This is a genomic window from Priestia koreensis (assembly GCF_022646885.1).
In the GTDB taxonomy this organism is placed as follows: Bacteria; Bacillota; Bacilli; order Bacillales; family Bacillaceae_H; genus Bacillus_AG; species Bacillus_AG koreensis_A.
Genome location: NZ_CP061868.1, coordinates 922,558 through 942,558, shown reverse-complemented (window position 1 = coordinate 942,558; position 20,001 = coordinate 922,558). Strand labels below are relative to the sequence as shown.

Sequence of the window (20,001 nt, the reverse complement as noted above, 5' to 3'; positions counted from 1 at the left end):
AGCCCGAATCATAGTCACCACTATGATTCGGGCAGCTTTTTTTATTTATTGATAAAATTCACGACTTGAAGAGCACCATCTAGCATTTTCGCCATTTGCCCTCTCGTTGTTTTTCCATTCGCATCAAAATAGCCGGTATCCTGTCCATTCATCACACCTAGCAAATAAAGAGCTTCGATGTCCTTTCCAGCAAACGAGCTACGAATCGTTTTAGCATCTTTTAAGTCTTCGAAGTTGCGTCCAAGTTCTTTCAGTTTCGCTTTGTCATAGTTTGCATATTTTAACGCACGGTGAAGCATTGCCGCTGCTTCTCCTCTCGTTACTTTATCCTGCGTTGCAAAACGGCCATCTTTCTTTCCGACAATGACGCCTGCTTCAACAGCCGCCATGATGTCACTAGCAAACCATTCCTTCCCTTTTATATCAGAAAAACGCCCATCATACGGTTTTGAAGCCGTTAACCCAAAAGCACGGCTCACAAGCGATGCAAGCTGCGCACGCGTAATGTCTTGCGTCGAGCGATACGTTCCATCACTGTAGCCAGAAATAACAAGCTTATTCGCTAACTTCTCAATGCTTGATTGAAAACGATTCGTCTTCGGAACGTCTTTGAACGTGAAGTTGTTTTCAACGACTGCATACGCTGAGTTTGTCACCGAATACAACGTAGCCTTATTGTCTTTAAAATAAGAAGGAATAGATGATACCGTTCCATCGCTATTTAGGCGAACAACGGTCGAACGATTTGGCACAAAGTTTTGTTTCCCCATAATATCACGGCTCACATACGTAGAAAAACGAGTAATTTCAATCGTACGTGAAGCAGCAGTGGTCAAACTGGTTGATGGTGTTGCCACACTCGCAGAAAGGTGAAAATCCATGAGTGGTGATACAGAAGATAACTTATTGTTCTTTAACACGTCATCAGAATCAATCGTCTCCGTAATCTGAGCATTAATCACTAAATTTTTCACGTCAATGCCGAGTGCGGTTGCTAAGTCAGACAACTTCAGCTCACTTACAGGCAAATGATAGGCGGCTTGACTCGTCGCAATATTTAATACCCCTGTACTGTTTTTCCCACTAATCGTTTGCAAAAACTGTACAGGTAAATTAAGAGAACCTGTATTATCACCCAATTGCAAACTTACCTGTGCTAAATCCTTTGCATCAAGCTTGTTAAGTGCCTCAAGAACCGCTTCTAGATTTGATTCTAAATCACTTACTTTTACCACCACAGGGTTGCCGTCTCCTGGTGGATCAATAACGACTGGTCCTTGGCCCGGATCTGGGTTTGGGCCGGGATTTGGGTTTGGATTTGGGTTTGGATTTGGGTTTGGATTTGGATTACCACCTCCAACATCGATAAGCGCTTCCCCTACTTTTACTCCATCTTTTAAGTAGGCTCCGACCGTTATACTTCCTGTCAAATTAGTAGGAACAACCCTCCCGTTTATATCCGATCCATTCACTTTCCAGTCTAAAAGAATCGCGATATCTTGCATTGCACCGTTAACAGGAACGTTAAAAGACAATGCTCGATTTTGGCTAATGTAAGTAATCCTAGCTCCTTGCACTTCTAATCCGCTCATTAACATGGTAGATCGAGCGTTCTTTGACGGATCAATATAATTATCATTTAATTTTTCCTGCAACTTAAAAAGCGTTTCAATACTTAGTCCAATCGATCCTAATTTCCCATCTAAATTTGAGTAACTTCCTTTTCTGATTGTTTCACGAACTGCACTAGAAACTATTTGCTCATACGTAAGGTTCAACGCATTATTTACAATTGCCTGTTGAAGATTACTTTCCATATCTTTCATAAACCTAACTAACTCATCCGCGGTGACTTGTCCATCTTGATCAAAGAGTTTATTAAAGTTTGTACTTTGGGCGATTCTAAATTCTTTAACAGCATTCGCTAAATCCGTATTGCTTCTATATTTACTCGCGGGATAAGTCAATTCAGCTGTTGCCTTAATTAAATTTGTAAAGGCTGCTTTCTTATCCCCTTCTAATTTAAGCGTAGCGCCCACACTAGTTGCACTTGTGCCAATAATTGTATCTGTAAGATTTTTAATCGTGGCGTTAGCGGTACTAATAACATTCCCATCAGCTGTTTTATAAAACTGATAAAATCGACTAGCCAACTGATCAATATCGGTATCTACACTATTCGTAGTAGATACCGACACTGACTTAACGACCGCACTAGAAATTGATGGATTCAATACCATTGCAGCAGCGAGAATGGCGCCTAATGTTTTTTGACTTAACGGATACTTTTTCACAATTCCACCTCTTATATTTTATTAGAATCTAGCTATCTCTATAAAAAAAGGCCATAACAATGACCTTTTCTTTCCCCTACTATTTATGACGGTTACTTAACTCAATAACGCTGAATGCTTTTAAGGAATCAAGCTCTGCCTTTGATAATCGTGAAAACACCAGATTTTTAATATATGCCTTTTCATCAGCCGTCACACCGCCCTGCATGAGCGTACGAATTTTATTGATTTCAGATGCTGAGAACTTACTAAGTACAAAGCGCGTTGCTTCTTCACGCGTTTTAAAACGCAGTGAGGACGATGGCGTTGGCTTCGTCTTTGGCTCGGTTTGTTTCGTTGTTTGTTTCGACGGAACATTCTGTGAATTTTTAGCCGGTTCAGCTGTTGATTTCACAGGCTGAGAAGCATTTGGTGCTGACGTGGATGGCTCAGTTCCTTTAGTTGCAGGAGCTGAAGATGCAGTTGTGGCTGTTGCAGAAGTAGACTTTGCTCCACCTGCTTCCACAGCACTACTTGAACTAGTAGCGATGCCATAATTCCGCAAGATCTTCTCTGCCTTTTCCTTTCCAACCTGCTCCTCAAGCATCTTTTGAACGCTCGTATTGCTTAACAAATGATTCATATCAGCAGGCGTCACTTCTTTTTCGACTTCCGCAAACAGCTGATTGGACGCTTGATTAATCACATATTGATATCCGATATATCCTGAGACACCTACCACCAGAAGCGTCCCGAGTGCATATAAACGCTTAAAACGCCAAAACGGTCTCGTTTGGCGTCGATGGCGTTTTCCTACTTTTTTATAGTACACGTTATTGTCTTTATCTTTAAAATAACGAACGCCCATGATCTTAAAAGGCGTCCAAATCTCTTTCATCATTGGCATCAGTATCATCCCTTACCCTTTACTGATTTTCTGAACCATAATAGTAATAGTATCCGCTATCACCTTTTGCTTTTCGGTTCAATACGACACCGAGCAGCTTTCCTTTTGCTCCCATGAGAAGCTCTTTTGCCTTAAGCGTTGATTCCTTATCCGACTGATTGCTCTGCACCACCATAATCACGCCGTCACACTGATTCGCTAGAATTTGCGCGTCGGTTACAGGAAGAACGGGCGGCGAATCAAAAATCACGAGGTCATAATTGCGATACAGCTCTGAAAGCAGCTCTTCCATCGCATGTGACCCTAGAAGCTCCGCTGGGTTCGGCGGGATGGGACCACTTGTTAAAATGTCTAGGTTTTCTACAGCCGAGCGTTGAATCGCAGAAGTTGCGTTCATTTGCTTCGTAAGAACGTTTGTTAACCCGATTCGGTTATCGAGTTGAAACGTATAATGAACCGTTGGCTTTCGCATATCGCCGTCTACTAACAGTACGCGCTTTCCTTGCTGTGAAAACACGATGGCTAAGTTTGCCGTTGTGGTGGATTTTCCCTCTGCCTGAACAGACGACGTAACTAGAATTGATTTAATCGCCTGATCAACGCTTGAGAATTGAATGTTTGTCCGAATCGTCCTGTACTGCTCTGAAATTGATGACTTTGGTCGCATATGAGAAATCAAACTTCTCATATTTCCGCTTCGCTTTTGTTTGCGTGACGTTTTAAACACCGACCGAATCCCTCCTTACAACCGTATCAATCGAATTGGACATCGTCTCTTTGGACGTTTCGTCATCAATGATTGAGATGACCCCCATGACAGGTAATCCTAAAACTTGTTCAACATCCTGTTCGGACTTAATCGTGTTATCTAAATACTCTAATAAGAATGCAAGTCCAACCCCTATCATCATTCCTACTACAGATGCAATCGCAATGTTTAACAGTGGCTTTGGCTTAATGGGAGATGGCTTTTCCCCAAGCGTTGCTTTGGATAAGATCGTAACGTTATCCACGCTCATAATGCTCGGAATATCTCGTTGAAACACCTCTGCCGTTTTATTGGCAACCTTCATCGCCATCGAAGGGTTCGGATCTTCTACAGTAAGCGCAATAATTTGTGAATCTTTCTCACTTGCAACCGCAATTTTGTTTTGCAACTCACCGACCGTTCCCGGAAAGTTCAGTTCTTCTTTTACCTTATTAAGAATCTTTGGACTCCTAATAATGACGCTGTACGTATTAATAAGCTGAATATTCGTCTGAATCTCACCCGTATTGTACAGGTCTTTCTCTGATTTCGCCTGATTTACTAGAATTTGAGCGGAAGACTGATAAATCGGAGTAAGCACGAAAAAGCTGATCACGCTGCTCGCAGTCGCCGCCACGACCATAATTAATACAATTAACCAAAGACGCTTTTTTAATGTGTGAAACAACTCTCGTAAACTAATCGTTTCTTCCATGTGTCTATGATGACCTCCAATTAAAGATAACACCATTATAGATTACATTTTTTAGTATTTCTAGTTATTTTTTACTATTTTTAGAGTGAACTAAACAAAAAAAGCAAATAGAGTAGAACTTAGGTACTTGTTACCTAGCCTCTACTCTATTTGCAGCCGCATATCCATCTACTCATCCACCAATAAACTCTAGAAATCAACAAAACTCCTATTTCAGCAACTTTGACAAGTCAGCTGAAATCGTCTCAATAAATCCCTTCACATCTATACTTTGGTGCTTCTGTCCTTCGTCACGAACCTTTTCAAGAATCTCCAACAAGTCCATATTCGATGTTGTCTTCATATCCTGATTCTCCTTCATATTGTTAGTCATTTTGATTGTTAGTTTGTTTTTCCCAGAGTTTGTGGTGGGGAAACCTTATGAACAAATTATTTTATTCAACAGAACTTTCTCATGCGTCATTCATTAGACCATATAGTCTTAATTTCTCTTTATAAAACCTCTTTAATCTTACTAATAACAAAATCCTGATCCTCATTGCTTAAATTAGAACCTGATGGTAAGCACAACCCTCTGTAAAATAAATTACTTGAAACACAGATATTTTCTTTATGAGGATAATACGTGCACCCTTTAAATACTGGTTGCAAATGTAGTGGCTTCCACACAGGTCGAGATTCAATATTCTGTCTATTTAAATTATCAATGATTTTCATCTTTTTTTCAAATTTAACCGTTAACGTTGTGAGCCAGCGATTAGACATAGTCTGTTCCAATTCAGGCATAAAAGTGATTGCCTCATGACTTCTAAGAGACTCTTCATACTTAGAAAACACAGCTCTTCTAGCAGCAACTCGATCGTCTAGCACTTCTAATTGTGCACGACCTATACCAGCTAATATGTTACTCATGCGATAATTAAAACCCACTGTACTATGTTGATAATGAAGTGCCGGATCACGAGCCTGGGTAGCTAAAAACCTTGCTTTTTTAAGCGACTCTTCATCATTAGAAACTAACGCGCCTCCACCTGAAGTGGTAATAATTTTATTACCATTGAAAGAATAGACTCCAAAATATCCTAGTGTTCCACTTTTCTTCCCTTTATAGCTTGACCCCAATGATTCCGCTGCATCTTCGATAATAGGAACCTGATATTGATCGCAAATGTTTACAATCTCATCCATTTTTGCACTTTGACCATATAGATTTACCACAATAACCGCTTTAGGAATTCGGTTACTTTTTTTAGCATCAGCTAACGCACGTTCAAGCGCTTGCGGTGACATGTTCCACGTATCAGGCTCTGAATCAATAAATACTGGCTCTGCTCCTTGATATAAAATTGGATTAGCACTTGCTACAAAGGTTAAGGAAGAACAAAAAACGGTGTCACCTTTTTCTATACCTAATAAAAGCAATGCTAAATGAATAGCGGCAGTACCAGAACTTAAAGCAGCTGCATCTCTAGTTCCTACGTAAGAAGCCAATTCCTTTTCAAACTCATCTACATTAGGCCCTAGTGGTGCAATCCAATTTGTATGAAATGCTTCGTTTATATATTTCGATTCATTTCCGCTCATATGAGGGGAAGACAGATAAATTCTTTTCTTTTCTGTCACAACTTGATTCATTTTCCAACACGACCTTTGATTGATTTTGCTGGCACTCCAACTACTGTATCCTCTTGGTCTACATCTCTAATAACACTAGCCCCTGCTCCTACAACACTCCATTGACCAATCACAATATTAGGAATAACACTAGAACCCGCTCCTATGTGAACACCTTCACGACACGTAACATTCCCAGTTAAAATAGCTCCAGGCGATACATGCGAGAATTTCTCAATAAAGCTGTCATGTTCAATAACAGAAGCTGTATTTACAATTACGTGATCCTCTATTATTGTACTAGCATTTAACACTGCCTTAGCCATAATGACCGTACCATGCCCAATTTGAGCACTTGGACTGATAACTGCACTTGGATGAATGGCAACTGCGTATTTCTCAACAGGTAGCGCTATACGTTCTACAATCTTCTTTCGTACACGATTATCGCCAATTGAAACAATAAAAAAAGCATCATGAGATTGGAGTTCTTTCACATATGAAAGAGGAGCAAATATGCTACCATGCTCCTCTTTCAATGATGAAAACTTATCGTCTAAATATCCAGCTATTTTATACACATTTTGTGCTTCAATAATATCCTTAATAACTTTGCTGTGACCACCTTGACCAATTAAGTAGACTCTCTTCATTTTCTTCACACTCACATTGCCGTATCATTTTTCTTCCCTGAGAATTTTTCTATAGTTGCATGTCCTTGTTGGCTGATTCCTTCTGATTTCAGAACCTTTAATACGGTCATCATAAGAATTTTAACATCAAGCCACAAAGACTGATTATCTACATACCAAACATCTAACTTAAATTTCTCTTCCCACGAAATAGCATTTCGTCCGTTTACTTGTGCCCAACCTGTAATTCCTGGTCTGACAAGATGACGCCTCGCTTGTTCAGGAGTGTATAACCCTAAATAGTCCATTAATAACGGCCTAGGACCTACTAAGCTGATATCTCCTTTTAATACATTAAATAGTTGAGGTAGTTCATCTAAGCTGTATTTACGTAATGTCTGTCCGAATGGAGTGAGGCGAACAGAATCCGGTAGTAAATCCCCAAAAGAATCTCTCTTATCATTCATTGTTCTAAACTTATACAAATAGAAAGAACGACCATTTATTCCTGGCCGCTCTTGTTTAAACAAAAAGGGAGCCCCTAATTTTTTTGTTACCAGTATGCTTAACACTATCATAGGAATGCTCAGTAATATTACAAGAATAAAAGCAACAGCGAAATCAAGCGTTCTTTTCAACTGATATCATTCCTCCACTTTTAGTTATATCTTTAAAAAGGTTAATTTGTTTAGAAATGACCTTTTCTTCATCAAATAAATTCTCTACGATTTCGCGGCTTTTTCTGCCAAATCGAATTCTTTCTTCCTTATTTATAATCAACCATTCCATTTTGTCAGCTAACTCTTTAACTGATTGCTTTTTTACAAGAAAGCCATTTTCACCATGCCATACTTCTTCTCTACATCCTCTAATATCCGTGGCAATTATAGGTTTTTCCATGGCCATAGCTTCAATAATAGAGCGTGGTAATCCCTCTCGATAAGATGGTAAAACAAACACACTTGATATAGAAAGTAAATCTCGGATGTCTTTTCTGAAACCTAATTGAATTACATTAGGATCAGACAATAATTCTCTAAATTTTGTATAGCTCTCTTGATCACGTTCGCTTGTTAATAAACTTCCTACAAGCAACAGTTTTATATTGTGATATTTAGTGCTTAGATCCTTAAATGCTTCTAAAAGCTCAAATATGCCTTTTTCTTTTACCATCCTACCAATAAACATAAATACAACATCATCTGTACTAATGTTGTATTCGCTCTTTAAGGTGTTCTGTTCCACTACATCCATTAGTAACGGATTAAAGTTATTTTTAATATCAACTCCATTACTTAAATGTAGAATTTTATTTTTTCTTAAAAAGTTCTGTTCTACAGATAGAATATAGTCTTCATGACTTTGAAGCAGTAACCAATCGGTTAGATATTTAGCACCAAATTTTTCAATAAAGTAGAATAACTTGTATTGAAATTTAGACATATCTTCGTGAAAATAAAAACCATGAGCCGTATAAACTATTTGGTTGACTCTTGCCATTTTGGCAGCTATTCTTCCTAAAATAGCTGCAATAGGAGTATGAACGTGTACAATATCATACTTCTCTTTCTTCATTAATTTATATAATTTAAAAATTGATTTAATATTTGAAACAGGACTGATTCTTCGCTCAATTGGAATATTAATCATTGTTAGTCCTTCAGCTCTCAATTCATCGAATCTTCCTGTATCAGTGCAGGCATTATGAACAATATAACCTTGTTCCATTGATTCTTTAATTAACGGCTTCAGCAAAGCATGTACACTTAAATCAATTGCACACACTTGAAGAATTTTTTTCATCTTACAATCTCCAAAGCACAATATTATCAGGACACAATTCTCGCTCTAATTTACTCTTAATATCTACTACAATTCCTTTTCCGTGTTTCAATAATTCACTGAACTGACTCCAACCCTTCTCAACATATTCATCATGGGCAACAGCAAATACTACTGCTTCCGCTGGCTTTAATCGCTCATATGGAACCAGCTCAATTCCGTATTCTTTAAATGCATCAACTGGCTCAGCTACTGGATCACAAACCTGAACATCAACCCCAAAATCTTCTAGCTCCCGAATAATATCTATCACTTTTGAATTGCGAAGGTCCGGAACATTTTCTTTAAATGTTAATCCGAGTACGGTAACCCTAGCTCCTTGAATAGGCATATTCTTATGAATCATCTGCTTAACTAAGGAAGTTGCTACAAACTTACTCATGTTATCGTTAATACGTCTTCCTGCCAGAATTACTTGCGGAAAATATCCTACTGCCTCTGCTTTATGAGTTAAATAGTAAGGATCAACGCCAATGCAATGACCACCTACTAGTCCAGGAGAAAAGTTTAAAAAGTTCCACTTTGTGCCTGCAGCTTTAAGCACCTCATCTGTATCAATATTTAACCGATCGAATATTAAAGCTAGCTCGTTCATTAAAGCAATATTTAAATCACGTTGCGTATTTTCAATTACTTTCGCAGCTTCAGCTACCTTAATGGAACTTGCACGATAAACTCCTGCTTCTACAACCGAACCATAAACACAGGCAACTACTTCTAGTACTTCTTCTGTCTGTCCAGAAACAACCTTTGTTATAGTTGTAAACGTATGCTCTTTGTCTCCTGGATTAATGCGCTCAGGAGAGTACCCCACAAAAAAGTCTTTCCCACAGACTAATCCTGAAGTTCTTTCCAGCACTGGAACGCAAACCTCTTCTGTTGTCCCAGGATATACAGTGGATTCATAAACGACAATATCACCCTTCTTCAAGGCTGATCCTACTGTTTCAGAAGCTTTTACTAACGGAATTAAATTTGGTTGATTACTCTCGTTAATAGGCGTTGGCACAGCCACAATAAAAAAATCAGCTTTCTTTAGCTGATTAGTGTCATTTGTATAATAAACGTCGGCAACTTGTAGATCACTCGATTCTACTTCATTAGTATAATCCATTCCCTCATTTAACGTTTGAATTCTGTGTTCATTAATATCAAAACCAATAATGTTTCGCTTTTTCCCAAATGCTACTGCTACTGGAAGTCCTACATAACCCAAACCAACTACTGCAATATTTCTATCCATTTTTCACACCCCGTAATATTCTTTATACCAATTGATAAATTGACTAATACCGTCTTTGATAGATGTTTGAGGTTTAAAACCAATGTCTCTAATTAAATCGTCCACGTTAGCATACGTTTCAGGAACATCTCCTGCTTGAAGTGGTAAAAATTCCTTTTTAGCCTTAATTACTAACTTCTCTTCAATTGCACTTACAAAATCCATTAACATGACAGGACTGTTGTTTCCTATATTATAAACTTTGTATGGTGCATAACTCGTTCCTGGATCTGGTTCATTTCCACTCCAACTCATATTCGGCTCCGGTTTTCTTAACACCAATCGATAAATACTTTCTACAATATCATCTACGAAAGTAAAGTCTCTCATCATATTTCCATTATTAAATATCTTAATTGGCTCGCCATTTAAGATAGCTTTTGTAAATAAAAACAAAGCCATGTCTGGTCTTCCCCATGGTCCGTAAACAGTAAAAAAGCGAAGACCTGTTGTTGGCAATCCATACAAGTGACTGTATGTATGAGCCATCAGTTCGTTCGCTTTTTTAGTAGCTGCATATAAACTTATTGGATGATCAACGTTATCATGTACCGAGAAAGGTAATGAGGTATTAGCCCCATATACAGAGCTAGATGATGCATAAATTAGTTGTTCGACTTTGTTATGTCGACAAGCTTCTAATATATTTGTAAACCCAACTATATTTGAATCTATGTAAGCATGGGGATTCTCAAGACTATATCGCACCCCTGCTTGAGCTGCTAAATTAATAACAACATTTGGTTTGTATTCTATAAAGATTTCATTTATTTTCTGTCGGTCTTCAAGAGACGCTTTAATGAACGTTAAGTTCTCATGATTAATCCATTCTAAGCGATCGTTCTTTAGTTTTGGATCGTAATAATCGTTTATGTTGTCAATTCCTATAACGTGATAACCTTCTTTTAATAAACGTTTGGATAAGTGTGAGCCTATAAATCCTGCTGTTCCTGTTATTAGTATTTTCATATTGGTAACATCCTTTAGTCTAATAAAATTCTTTCATATTCTTTTGCAATTTTTTGTATGGAGTAATTTTCAATAATATGTTCTCTTGCTCCTACCTTAAGCGCTTTCAAAGAAGCTATATCTAAATTCATCAATTTCTCCCATGCATCTGCTATCTGAAAAGGTTCTTGCTTATCAACTATTAATCCGTAGCTGCTAACTATATCTGAGGCCATTCCCACGTCAGTTGAAACGCATGGTACCCCACAAAGCATAGCCTCCCCCAATACATTTGGAAAAGATTCTGAATATGAACTAAGAGTAAAGACATTGAAGTTCGTTATAATCCTTTCAATATCTTTTCTTTCTCCCCTTAAATCTACATGGTTCTCTAGATTATATTTTTTAATAAGATCCATTAACTCAGTATTACACCTATCTACACCTCTCCCTACCATGACAAATCTAGTTTTCAGATTTTTTTTCACAAAGATAGAAGCAGCCTCTAGAAAGGTTGGATAATCTTTTAAAGGGTGGTACCTTGCGACAATACCTATTACAAAATATTCACTATTTATCAAATAGGGTGTAGGTTTAAAAATCTGGGAATCAAATCCATTTAAAAGCACTTTTCCATTACTTTTATGATATCCTAATTTTTCATGCGATTTTCTGCTTTCTTCCGAATTATAAATAATTGCTTGTGGAATTGTTGAATGTTTAATTAAAAATTTTATTATATTTGTCGTAATTATTTTTTCGTGTTTCAAATCATAAATAGTATGTCTAATATTCCAGATAAAACGAGTATCTTTAGAGAATATTCTTTTGAAAACAACCGTCAAAAAGATAGAGTGATACATCCAAGGAACTACTACATCAGGCGTGTACACACCAATTATATTCTTTATTTCACCGTACACTTTAAAAAGGGAAAGAATATCTTTTCTCATATTTAGCTCAAAAATCTCAAAACCTTTTTTTCTAAGTTCTACACCTATAGGTCCTAAAGAAGTTAGAGTAATAATTTTTTGTTCAAATGCACCATTATTCATATTGAGGACTAGTTTTTGAAGCATCCTCTCAGCTCCACCAGTCTTTAAACCCACAATTAAATGTAAAATTTTTGTCTTCATATTACATTCTCTTTCCTAAAGATTTCTCATTAATTGATTTATTAATCACCCACAAGGCTACTACGAAAAACCAAAGGCTCCTAGTATAGGTATGAGTATTAGTAGTTAATGTCATACAAAAAGCTAAAAGAGAGCTGTTTAAACCAATAATTACAATTTTAAAATTTTTGTCTACTATCTTTAGATTCTTCAAGCTTTTAATATAGACACTAAACAAGAATAATAAAAAACCTAACAAACTCAAAAATCCAAATTCTGACATTATTAATAAGTACAAGTTATGTACATTTGTTCCATAAATACTTACATAAGGATATGAACCAGGGCCTATACCTACTAACAAACTACTTATAGAATTCATTTCTAAGGATTCTTTCATCAGTGCTACTTTCAAATTATAGCTACCAGCTTGGGATACATCATTTATTGACAATATTCTTTCTGCAACAACCTCAGGTGGATTAACATAAATGTAACTTACACAGATTAAGGCGAAACAAAGAAATACAAGCAATTGTTTGCCAGTGGATTTTGAAGGAGTGTAAATTATTTTCAACAAATAATAATAAATTATTACTAAACCAGTATATAGTAAGCCTCCAAACGAAGCAGTCAATATTAAATTGACGACCGCTGTAAATAATACCACACATAGAAGAACATTATTTTTCTTATAGTCAAAATACGCCAGAATAAGTGGGAGGCTAATTACTATGTATTTTGCTAAACTGTTAGCGTTTCCTCTTATAGAGTTAAGTCTCCCATTACCAGAATAATACATATCACTATGTGGAAACAAACCTAAATATATTGCAATTCCTACTAAACAGGCAATAAAAAAAGAAACTGTATACATTTTCAGCAACGTTTCTACTTTTAGCTTATAATCGCTATGATAATTATATTTAAAAAACACTCTCAGAACACTATATTGTACAAAAATAGCAAAGGCATACTGCAAAATAATAGTGATGGAATCTTTTAAAAAGTGTGAATTAATCAATGCTAAAGTTGCCCCCACAAAAAATAGGTACAAAAATATCATCTCTTTATCAATGTTGTCCATAAGTTTATCCACACTAAGTACTTTAATTACACATATGAAAAAAGCAATTATCAATGTTACATCACTAAAAGTAACGTTTATATTTGCAATTATTAGCGTTGTATATGGTCCTAGTAACAAAGTAGTTAATATAATTATTTTTAATATGTTATTCAAAGCAAATCACTTCTCACACTAAAGATTTAATGAACCGCTCTTGAAACTTTATAATTCTTTTATCCATTATTTTACCGCATCTTAATATTTCAGCTGCTTCTAAAACATCATTTTGAGTGTTTTCTACCAGTGGATCTATATACAATTTTACTTTGTTGCTAATTGACTCACTAGCATCCATCCAAAAAAGGGAAGGAGTATGATCAGCAGTATAGTGCCAAACATCACCTTCCAAATACATTGGATTACTTAAAGGAGTTGGATAAGCAGTTTCAATTTCCATTCGATCGTTACAACTTATGTCTATAATAAGAGAATTTTTACGCATCTTTTTTAAATCATCTTTGTATATAATTCTGTCCTCTAAAAATACATCCCATAAAACTGCATTCACAACTATGTCATATTTGTTGATTTTTTCCTTAAAAACACTTAGGGTGTTCCTATTATATATAGTAACATTATGCCCAAGCTTCTCTAATAATCTAATTGCGCCTCTAGCAGTATTACCCTGCCCAAGAACTGCTACATTTAGGTTTTTCATCATACTTCCTTTATGTAGCAATGCGTGCCATACTGATGCTTCTCCCGCAATTTCATTATTTTTATAGAAAATATGTCTACCTTTTTCAAACATATCTTCCCATGCATATGCAGTCATCTTCTTTTCTACTAAAAAGTTTGTGATTTCTACTCCCTGAACAGCATGGATCCATCCAAATAAAGTTTGTCCTTCACTAAAGTATTTGTATTCAAACTTTTCTGGAGTTTTAAGACAGCAAATAATATCTTTTTCGTATATTTTCTCTCTGGTGACTACATTCACTCCTTTTTTTATATATTCATTGTCTGATATACCTAATACTTCTCCATAACCTCTTTCAAAAAACAGCATATGTTTATTTTTTATATAATTAATATCCGATGGTAACAATGCCCTTCTTTTTTCATTTTCCTTTAGACTAATTAAAAATCCCATTTCCTTCATAAAAAAACTCCTTATCTATAATTTATTATTTAGCCTCAAAAAGTAACGGTTCATTTAGCATTCTTACTAGATGCTCTATTCTTAACGAATTACATTTAAATTTACAAAATTCCCCTTCTTCAAAATTCCATTCACCTTTTTTAAAGACATATCGCCCTGGTATCCCATCTATATACATTTGGCTCGGGGCAAATGCTCCAAATATTGTTTGCATTTCATTAACTAAAAATTCCCCATTTTCAGTTTCAAAAATATCAAATGCCATAGATGTAATTTTCAATTTACAACTAATATTTTTGACTAAATCTAGCACTTTAAAAGGAGGTTGAATCCATCCCACTTTGTGAGATCCACTATGCATACCATTGCTTCCTTTCAGCTTTTGATGACCAAAATAAGAGGTTCCTATCTTTACTATTCTCCATTCCGTTTTTATATTAACCGAATCTTGTATGTGTATATATCCCTTATTAATATCTTTTGGAGGGAAATACATGTAACCTGTACTTTGAAATAAATGTAAAGGATATAAAATTCTTTTAAACATTTTCTTTACGTTATTTATGTTCGTAAAATCAAATTTAAATTTAAAATTACCCCAAAAAAAGGATTTCAAGATATTTATTGAAATACCTAACTTACTTTTAATTATTTTGACACCAATACCACCACTACCACCATCTGATTTAATGACTTTAGGAAGACTAGTATTCTTAACATATTGCCATGCATCTCTAAAATTAAAAAAAGTAACAGAATTGACATGTGGAATATTATTTATTTTATAAAAGTCAGACATTAGAATTTTTGACTCATAGTACAGAATTTCATCCACTGTTGGTACACATTTAGAGTCTAATAGGTTTTTTATTAAAGTTATCCTTTTGTAAAAAATATCTCTCCACAAGCTTGTTATTGCTGGAGGAAATAATAAATATCCATCACATTTCGTGTCATTGAACTTACTAATCCACTCAGAATCAAAAATGTCTAAAAAAACATACTCAACTTGACATTCTTCTAACGCTAATATGATAGGGATTTTATCTCTTTCTGGTGAGGATATTATTCCTATTAACATATTGTTATCTCCTTATACTTTTAAGAGTTTTTTCTATATAGAGAGAATCTTTTCTTACTTGAATTTATTTTGCTTCTTAAATCTAAAGTATTAAATATTAAAAGCGATACTCCATAGGAAATTACGCCAATTATTAATTTTGACACTAGTGTTAATATATTAATGTCAGGAACTATAATAATGAAAAAACTCATTATTATAGAAGCTAAAATTACCTCTTTCCACACTTTTAAATCGATAATTATCTTAAATACTTTCTTACCTAAATTCCAACTAATTAACAGTGCTACCAAGTAAGATAATATTGATGCTATACATGAACCGTATATTCCCAATGGCGGAATTAATATTAAGTTTAATACCAAATTTAATATTACTGCACACACATTTGGTATTATGTACAATTTAGGTTTATTTCCAAGTTGAAATGCAACATCAATACAAAAGCTTTTTAACCCATGCAAGAGGGCCGCAACAGAAATAAGTTGAATTACATATTTAGCATATTCTTGAAAATCTTTTCCTAATAATACGTAACTGAGATTGTTAGAAATACATATTAAACCTACAGTTGCAGGAATAGATATGATGGCAAATAGTTTAATATTATTTTCAACTTTTCTTTCTGCTTCTTGTATTCCTATAATATTTAAAGCATTTACGGCTAATGGAAAAGCCGCACTACTAATAGCAGACATTAATACATATATAGTATTGTTAGCTAAGTCATAACCTACAGAATATATTCCCACGTCTTCAGAACTACCTAATAGTTTTATTAAATATCTATCACTAGTCTGTATGATAATTCCTACAGAAAGTGCCAGAGTAATAGGTAATCCATATATAAGAAGCTTTTTAGCCAACTTCCAATCTACCTTTTTAAAACAAACCATATTTATCCACTTTTTGAAACTCAAGTATATACTAGATATTAAAATCCCCGCACAAGTTGCAATGAATATAGAGTTGATACCCAATCCGTTCTTTAAAAGTATTACACTAATTATTAGAGTAAGAATTGATTTAACTATGAGCAACATCCCTGACCTTAGAGGATTTAATTCTGCTCTTAATATACTAATATTTAACTCAAACCAAGCTATTAATATAAGTAATAGTGTTCCTATAGACCACGTTCTAATATCTGATGTTTTATTTAACAGATAAACTATTAAGCTAAGAATAATAATTAAGGTTATTAAACTACCATATATACAAAATATGGTTGACATAAATGTTATTTTTTTTTCCTCATTATAATTGCTATAAAAGCGCAGTAATGATGATCTTAGCCACTCAAAAATTAAAACATTTAATATTCCTATAGTTACCATATATAATGAATATTCACCATAATGACTAGTACTTAAAAATCTCGTATAGTAAGCTATTGCAATAAAATTTATAACCGCAGGAATTATTCTGCTTAGTAAATAAATACCCGAATGTTTTAAAAGCATAATTTACTCCATCTATTTTGGAATGGCCATACCTAATTGCCTATTGTAGTTATTACTTTTGTTAATAGTATTAAATAAATTTTGTTTTAGATTATTAGCGCTGTGATCGCTGTCTAAAAAATCTTTCACTAGCTTTTCGTTAAAATCTATTGAATTCCCAATATATATCTTAGGAAATACTTGCTCATTATTAATTTCGCCCTCCCCCAACAACTCCTCAAACATCTTCTCCCCAGGTCTAATTCCACTGAACTCCACACCAATATCATCAACTGAATAACCCGATAGTTTAATTAAATTAGTAGCCAAGTCAACAATCTTCACTGGTTCTCCCATATCCAACACAAAGATCTCTCCACCTTGAGCCAATGCCCCTGCCTGAATTACCAAACGTGATGCTTCAGGAATGGTCATAAAATATCTTGTCATATCTGGGTGCGTAACCGTTATGGGACCACCCGCTTGAATTTGCTTTTTGAATAATGGGATCACGCTCCCTCGGCTTCCGAGAACGTTTCCAAAACGAACTGCGACAAATCTTGTTTGGCTATGCTTGTCTAATTGTTGAATCAGCATTTCTGCAAAACGCTTTGTCGCCCCCATCACGTTAGTTGGATTAACGGCTTTGTCAGAAGAAATAAGGACGAACGTTCCTACACTAAATGTGTCTGCTGCTTCAGCTACGTTTTTAGTACCAAATATGTTATTTTTAACTGCCTCTTTTGGATTGTATTCCATTAATGGCACATGCTTATGAGCCGCCGCATGGTATACGACTTCAGGTTGATACGTCTCCATCACTTCAAAAATGCGGTCGCGGTCCTGAATGTCAGCGATGATCGGAATAATTTCAATTTGATCTTTGTATTCATTGTTTAGTTCCATATCGATTGCGTAAATACTATTTTCCCCGTGACCAAGCAGGACTAAGGTTCTTGGCGAGAATTTGCATATTTGCCTGCAAATTTCTGATCCAATTGATCCTCCTGCTCCTGTAACAAGCACAACCTTACCAGTAATCGTGTCAGATATTCCCTCAGTATCTAACTCTACTGGGTCTCTACCAAGTAAATCTTCTACCTGTACGTCCTTAAACTGATTGACAGACACTTTTCCCGTCATAATGTCTTCAAGTTTTGGCATAATTTGCGTCTTTGCTTCCGTTTTCTCACACTCAATATAGATGTCTTGTAGTTGACCTGTCTTGAGTGACGGAATGGCAATAATGATATGTTCAATCGCAAATCTTGAGACAGCTTCTTCAATACATTCTTTTCCACCGAGAACTGGTAAACCCATGATCTCTAGCTTGTGCTTCTTTTTATCATCATCAATAAACGCTACTGGATACAGGTCTTTTTCACGATTTCCTTTTAGTTGTCTCGCGATCATGGTCCCAGCTGCGCCAGCACCGATAATTAACGTTCGCTTATAGTGAATTCTTGACACCTTTTTTTGATAAGAATCTCTTAAAATCCTCCAAGAATAGCGAGAACCGCCGATAAATATAATGTGCAGTAACCATGTAATAAATAAAGTCCTAAAGTAAATATCTTGGAAAACAATCAGCTGCACTGTAGCTGTAACTACAGTAGAAAAAGAAACGGATTTAAAGATGGCTCTTAATTCTCCAATACTTGCGTACTCCCAAGCCTTTTTATAAAGATGAAAGGAGTTAGCAAAGATATGGTGAGTGACAAACAAGGTGATGGAACTAATAAAAATAGTCTCCGCAGTAAAGATTTTGAAATACGGGTACAACATGAAATAACTTGCATACACAGAACCCAAAACGATAAGTGAATCCAAGAAAATAAGTAACGAAAACCTCGCTTTATAGGTCAAAATCGATCACCTTTCTATTTCTAATATGGTCTTCTTTACGTGAGTTTTCATGCTTTTTCTAGTGCTGATATTTTTCTATATAGGTATTTATGTAGGCAATAGCGATCTACAAAAGAGTTATCCCTCAATAACGCTCTTGTAGATCGTTATTTAAAACTCCCACAGAATTTCCCAAAAACTGCGGGAGATTTTTTTATCTTCCACTTAGGGCATTTAACCCCTCCTCACATCACACTCTCGACAATAAATGTCTAAGGTAGCGATCTACCCACAGCATGACCGAGTGCCTCCGTTGGTAGTGGTAAGGAGACATCACCAAAATAATTGAATTTTCAATCTTTTTACTTTGTAAGAACTACATCAAAAAACACCTAAAATTTTTCTTCTTGTGACGGTGGCAGGTGGCTCTTTGTAAACCATTCTGCCCTCGGTGATCAGCTGGGCATTTTCCCTCAGCATATAGCCCATGTCTTGTCCAAATTGCTTATGTATATGATGAAACGCTTTTTGCATATGAAAGCCTCTGCTGCCTGTATTATGTGCATCACTCGCAATAACATGAGCAAGATTTGCATCTAGTAATTGCATAGAAAATTTCTTAATTTTCTTTCCAAACTCTCCTGTAATGCTTGATGCTGTTAGCTGCGTAAGCGCTCCCTTTTTAACAAATTGATATAAGAGATTGGGCTCCTCTATCAATCTCGAATTCCGTTCCGGATGTACTATAATAGGAGTAAGACCACGAAGCTGGATGTCAAAAAGGAGCTGTTCCGTAAAATAAGGAACCTGGCTTGATGGCAATTCGATCAGCAGGTATTTCCCTTTGTCATTGACCGTGACAATTTTACCATTGTCATAGTCATCCAAAAGCTCGCCATAAATGCGAGGCTCTTGACCTGGTAGGACGAGTAGTGGAATGTTGTAGTGGGATAATCGTTCATTTAATTCGGCAACACGTTCGAAAATGCTTTCTCTTATATTGATATAACGACCGTTATGATGATGAGGCGTGGCGAAAAGCGTTGTAATTCCCTCATTTACAGCAACCTTCGCCATCTCCAAGCTTTGTTCCATATTCTTCGCTCCGTCATCAATTCCCGGCAAAATATGACTATGTAAATCAATCATGTTCTCCACCCTCTCATTGAGCCAAAAGAACTATTAATATCCTGGAAAACATTTATAATATTACCATATAAAGTTCTTTTTTCCTACCGATTATTTTGTCGAATTTTGGATATTTTAGGTAAAATATTGAAATTATATTTTAAAAGTTGTTATGTAAGTAAAATGTATACTGTATTA

At 35.6% G+C, this 20,001-nt stretch carries 18 protein-coding genes; all 18 read right to left on the bottom strand.

Features of this window, described 5'->3' with window-relative positions; all coding sequences use genetic code 11:
* Nucleotides 1–41: 41 nt before the first annotated feature.
* Nucleotides 42–2,294: an S-layer homology domain-containing protein gene (locus IE339_RS04650; protein ID WP_242173982.1), complete on the bottom strand. Its 2,253-nt coding sequence runs from the start codon at nucleotides 2,292–2,294 to the stop codon at nucleotides 42–44.
* 79 nt (nucleotides 2,295–2,373) lie between these two features.
* Nucleotides 2,374–3,180 (bottom strand): hypothetical protein, encoded by an 807-nt coding sequence (locus tag IE339_RS04645; protein ID WP_242173980.1) that lies wholly within the window; start codon nucleotides 3,178–3,180, stop codon nucleotides 2,374–2,376.
* Nucleotides 3,181–3,199: 19 nt separating this feature from the next.
* A complete protein-coding gene (locus tag IE339_RS04640) occupies nucleotides 3,200–3,868 on the bottom strand; it encodes a CpsD/CapB family tyrosine-protein kinase (protein ID WP_242176113.1) in 669 nt (222 codons plus the stop codon).
* 31 nt (nucleotides 3,869–3,899) lie between these two features.
* A complete protein-coding gene (locus tag IE339_RS04635; RefSeq protein WP_242173978.1) occupies nucleotides 3,900–4,643 on the bottom strand; it encodes a YveK family protein in 744 nt (247 codons plus the stop codon).
* A 208-nt stretch (nucleotides 4,644–4,851) separates the two neighbouring features.
* On the bottom strand, nucleotides 4,852–4,986 hold the full coding sequence (locus IE339_RS24650; protein ID WP_277933945.1) for a hypothetical protein: 135 nt from the start codon (nucleotides 4,984–4,986) through the stop codon (nucleotides 4,852–4,854).
* A gap of 149 nt (nucleotides 4,987–5,135) precedes the next feature.
* On the bottom strand, nucleotides 5,136–6,278 hold the full coding sequence (locus IE339_RS04630; RefSeq protein WP_242173976.1) for an aminotransferase class I/II-fold pyridoxal phosphate-dependent enzyme: 1,143 nt from the start codon (nucleotides 6,276–6,278) through the stop codon (nucleotides 5,136–5,138).
* Nucleotides 6,275–6,910 carry an acetyltransferase gene (locus IE339_RS04625; RefSeq protein ID WP_242173974.1) on the bottom strand — a complete coding sequence of 212 codons (636 nt, stop codon included), beginning with the start codon at nucleotides 6,908–6,910 and terminating at the stop codon, nucleotides 6,275–6,277. The genes IE339_RS04630 and IE339_RS04625 overlap by 4 nt, the downstream gene beginning before the upstream one ends.
* A gap of 11 nt (nucleotides 6,911–6,921) precedes the next feature.
* The gene (locus IE339_RS04620) at nucleotides 6,922–7,467 is read right to left on the bottom strand and encodes a sugar transferase (protein ID WP_242176112.1); all 546 of its coding nucleotides are present in this window, start codon (nucleotides 7,465–7,467) and stop codon (nucleotides 6,922–6,924) included.
* Between the two features lie 43 nt (nucleotides 7,468–7,510).
* A complete protein-coding gene (locus IE339_RS04615) occupies nucleotides 7,511–8,692 on the bottom strand; it encodes a glycosyltransferase family 4 protein (protein ID WP_242173971.1) in 1,182 nt (393 codons plus the stop codon).
* Nucleotide 8,693: 1 nt separating this feature from the next.
* A complete protein-coding gene (locus tag IE339_RS04610) occupies nucleotides 8,694–9,974 on the bottom strand; it encodes a nucleotide sugar dehydrogenase (RefSeq protein ID WP_242173969.1) in 1,281 nt (426 codons plus the stop codon).
* 3 nt (nucleotides 9,975–9,977) lie between these two features.
* Nucleotides 9,978–10,982, bottom strand: a complete 1,005-nt coding sequence (locus IE339_RS04605) for an NAD-dependent epimerase (protein ID WP_242173967.1) — start codon at nucleotides 10,980–10,982, stop codon at nucleotides 9,978–9,980.
* A gap of 14 nt (nucleotides 10,983–10,996) precedes the next feature.
* Nucleotides 10,997–12,097 (bottom strand): glycosyltransferase, encoded by a 1,101-nt coding sequence (locus IE339_RS04600; protein WP_242173966.1) that lies wholly within the window; start codon nucleotides 12,095–12,097, stop codon nucleotides 10,997–10,999.
* A gap of 1 nt (nucleotide 12,098) precedes the next feature.
* Nucleotides 12,099–13,163: an O-antigen ligase family protein gene (locus tag IE339_RS04595; protein WP_242173964.1), complete on the bottom strand. Its 1,065-nt coding sequence runs from the start codon at nucleotides 13,161–13,163 to the stop codon at nucleotides 12,099–12,101.
* A 169-nt stretch (nucleotides 13,164–13,332) separates the two neighbouring features.
* Entirely contained in the window at nucleotides 13,333–14,307 is a 975-nt protein-coding gene (locus IE339_RS04590; RefSeq protein ID WP_242173962.1) for a N(5)-(carboxyethyl)ornithine synthase, read from the bottom strand.
* Between the two features lie 25 nt (nucleotides 14,308–14,332).
* Nucleotides 14,333–15,388 carry an ATP-grasp domain-containing protein gene (locus IE339_RS04585; protein WP_242173961.1) on the bottom strand — a complete coding sequence of 352 codons (1,056 nt, stop codon included), beginning with the start codon at nucleotides 15,386–15,388 and terminating at the stop codon, nucleotides 14,333–14,335.
* A gap of 20 nt (nucleotides 15,389–15,408) precedes the next feature.
* Entirely contained in the window at nucleotides 15,409–16,851 is a 1,443-nt protein-coding gene (locus IE339_RS04580; RefSeq protein ID WP_242173959.1) for a lipopolysaccharide biosynthesis protein, read from the bottom strand.
* A 12-nt stretch (nucleotides 16,852–16,863) separates the two neighbouring features.
* Nucleotides 16,864–18,696 carry a polysaccharide biosynthesis protein gene (locus tag IE339_RS04575; protein ID WP_242173957.1) on the bottom strand — a complete coding sequence of 611 codons (1,833 nt, stop codon included), beginning with the start codon at nucleotides 18,694–18,696 and terminating at the stop codon, nucleotides 16,864–16,866.
* A 360-nt stretch (nucleotides 18,697–19,056) separates the two neighbouring features.
* Nucleotides 19,057–19,824: a tyrosine-protein phosphatase gene (locus IE339_RS04570; protein ID WP_242173955.1), complete on the bottom strand. Its 768-nt coding sequence runs from the start codon at nucleotides 19,822–19,824 to the stop codon at nucleotides 19,057–19,059.
* Nucleotides 19,825–20,001: the final 177 nt, after the last annotated feature.